This window comes from Actinomycetospora sp., from assembly GCF_055612215.1.
Genome location: NZ_JBVPVA010000535.1, coordinates 1 through 2683, shown reverse-complemented (window position 1 = coordinate 2683; position 2683 = coordinate 1). Strand labels below are relative to the sequence as shown.

The 2683-nt window shown below is 71.9% G+C and carries 4 protein-coding genes; 3 read left to right on the top strand and 1 reads right to left on the bottom strand.

Features of this window, described 5'->3' with window-relative positions; genetic code table 11:
- Positions 1-693 precede the first annotated feature (693 nt).
- The 3 genes from AC0CYZ_RS14980 to AC0CYZ_RS14970 all read left to right on the top strand — a co-directional run bounded on the left by AC0CYZ_RS14980 (position 694) and on the right by AC0CYZ_RS14970 (position 2087).
- Positions 694-936 carry a hypothetical protein gene (locus tag AC0CYZ_RS14980; protein ID WP_472216667.1) on the top strand — a complete coding sequence of 81 codons (243 nt, stop codon included), beginning with the start codon at positions 694-696 and terminating at the stop codon, positions 934-936.
- Positions 937-1382: 446 nt separating this feature from the next.
- A complete protein-coding gene (locus tag AC0CYZ_RS14975) occupies positions 1383-1619 on the top strand; it encodes a hypothetical protein (protein ID WP_472216665.1) in 237 nt (78 codons plus the stop codon).
- Positions 1620-1676: 57 nt separating this feature from the next.
- Entirely contained in the window at positions 1677-2087 is a 411-nt protein-coding gene (locus tag AC0CYZ_RS14970; RefSeq protein ID WP_472216663.1) for a VOC family protein, read from the top strand.
- Between the two features lie 22 nt (positions 2088-2109).
- Here AC0CYZ_RS14970 and AC0CYZ_RS14965 read toward each other — a convergent pair whose 3' ends face one another.
- Entirely contained in the window at positions 2110-2520 is a 411-nt protein-coding gene (locus AC0CYZ_RS14965; protein WP_472216660.1) for a hypothetical protein, read from the bottom strand.
- Positions 2521-2683: the final 163 nt, after the last annotated feature.

Here is a 2683-nt window from a genome sequence, read left to right as displayed (position 1 = left end):
CTTCTCCCGGGCATCGGTCCAACTCACCGTGAGCAGGATCGCCCCGGTCGCGAACAGGACGTGCGCGACCACGACGGCGGCACCGTAGTCGCGCGGTGAGCCCGCTCCCCCGGCCGGGGGCGCCGTGGAGGTCCCCGTCCCCTCCAGCGACGCGCACATCACCCCGCCGAACCCGCGACCCAGGTGAGCCGGAGAGTGACCCGGGACGCACAGTGATAATGCGTCATTGCGATCGCGGCGTCGTCGTCACATGGGTGGGACCTCTGATCACTCGCAAGGCCCCCGGTCCTCTGAGTGTGACCCCTATGGCACAGAAGTAGTGACAGCGAGTTGGACTTGCCGATAGCTATTAGACTGAACGGGTGACCTAGAGGCCTCCGATGCATGTCTACTGTCGAGTATGGCTACTATGCGAACACGAGCTTCGTTGAGGCTTCAGGTGCCGGGGACCATCCAACCCCCAGCCCCGGCTCACCGGGGGCATCGCCACCCCCACCGACCCGCTCGCCTCCGATCGCGGCAGATCGAGGCGCGTGCTCCGGGCGCGCCGCTGCCAGCGGAGTTCCGGCATGTCGGTTCCACCGGCGACCCAGGTCGTGAGCGTCGACCTCGGAGACCACGGCGCAGTCCAGCCACCGCGGTATCTCGCGACGGTTGGTCCCTCGATTTCGCCCCGACGACGGAGGCCACGTCATGCTCGACCATCCCAAGCACCTCACCGACCGGCTGATCGATCGGCTCGCAGAGCTCGACGCCTGTGACGGCTACATCGTGCTGGTCCGCGACGCGCAGACCGGCGAGACCGACGCCCTGGGCCCGTTCGACGGCATGGGCGCCGTGTGCGCGGCGGACCGGACGCGATCCCGGTTCGAGCTCGACGAGGTCGACGACATCGAGGTCACCGTCACGCGCTTCCACCACCGGGTCTCGCCCTGACCGGAGCTGGTCGACGGAGCAGGAGGTCAGGCGCAGGGAGTCACCGCGCCCGGGATGGCGCGGGGGTCGGTGGCGCACCGGTGGAGGCCGCGGGGCGCGCGCCGGCGAACGCCTCGCGACGACCTCCGCCGGCGGCGCTCCACACACCCCGAGAACGCGTAGGCTCCGTGCCCCGGCCCGACATCCTCGGGCCACCTGGGTACCCCGGACCCTGGCACCCGTTGAGCTCACCACGTCAGCTCGTGAGTGAGCAGCCGGGAGGCCGTTGTGGCGCGACCGCCAGAGATCCGTGAGACAGGCGGGACCGTGCACGCGGCGTGCGCGTGCGTCGGCGGGCTCCGCCCGCGGACGAGCACCAGAGATCGCGCGCGCCCGGCGTGGGACTGCACCGGTGCGAAGTGAGCACCGTGCCCGTCCGGAGCTGGCGGCCGCCGGCAGTACACGAGGTGACCGGTGCGGTCGCCGCGGGCATCGACTACCGCGAACGCCTCGCCCAGCAACTCAGCGGCACCGTGTTCGACGAGCTCAACGCCCTCGTCACCCGCTTGGCCGCCGAAGCCTCCCGAACGCACGACACCGGCCAGCGAGCCGGGCTGATGGCTGAGGCCGACACCGTCGCCCGGCTCCTCGCCCGGCTGCGCACCACCCTGTTCACCCTCGACCCATCCGACGTCGGCGGGTGAATCCGCCGTCCTGGTTGCCGCCACCGGGCTCATCGGTTCGTTCGTAGGCTGCAGCGCATGCGCATGCTCCATCTCGGACTACGCGTCACCGAGCTGGAACGCTCGCTGGCCTTCTACACCGCCCTCGGCTACGCCGAGCTCGGCCGCGTCCCCGACACCCCCTTCGGCAGCCTCACCATGCTCGCGCTGCCCGACGACCCGTACGTCAGCCTCGAGCTCGTCCACGACCCCACCCGGCCCGTCACCAGCACCGACGCGGTCAACCACCTCGTCGTCCAGACCGACGACCTCGACGCGACGATCGCCGACCTCGCCGCCCGGGGCGTCCCGGCCGAACCGCCGGCCGAGCCCGGGCCCGGGCTGCGGACGTCGTGGGTGACCGACCCGGACGGCTACCGGATCGAACTCGTGCAATGGCCCGCCGGACACCCGGCCGGGCTGACCGCAGCCGACATGCGGGGCCCGTGACCGGACCTGCGCCCTCCGCCGGTCACCCGTTCGCCGCGTCGACGGCCTCGATCACGCCGAGGTCGTCGCGGACCGCCCAGTGCTCGGTGAGGTACTCGCCGTCGGTGGCGAAGACGTGGAGCTGCTTCCAGGCGACCTCGGCGCCGCTGGGCGCCCGGTCCCCCAGCCAGGGCATCCCGCGGCCGACGTGCCGGCCGTGCAGGGTCACCCACACCGCGATCCGACCGTCGTCGAGCCTGCCCCACCCGTGCAGCTCCGCGCGGCGCTCCTCGAAGCTGGACTCGATCCAGCCCCAGACCATGTCCCAGGTCTGCGGCCCGCGCTGCCCGCTGACGTGGTCGTGCAGGTCGGGCCGCATCATCGCCTGGAACTCGGGCTCGCCGTGAGCGATCCACCCGGCGTACGCCTGCGCGACCTGCTCCGCGTCGAGCACGGGCCCACTCTGGCACGGGACGTCCGTCGTGGTCACCCCGGGCGGGGCGACGCACCGCCCGGCCGGGCGCGGGACCTCGCGTCCACCGCGGCGCTGCGGCGATCTCGCGACGGTACGATCCAAAGGTGCCCCATGACCTGGTCCTCAAGGCGATGAACGGTGT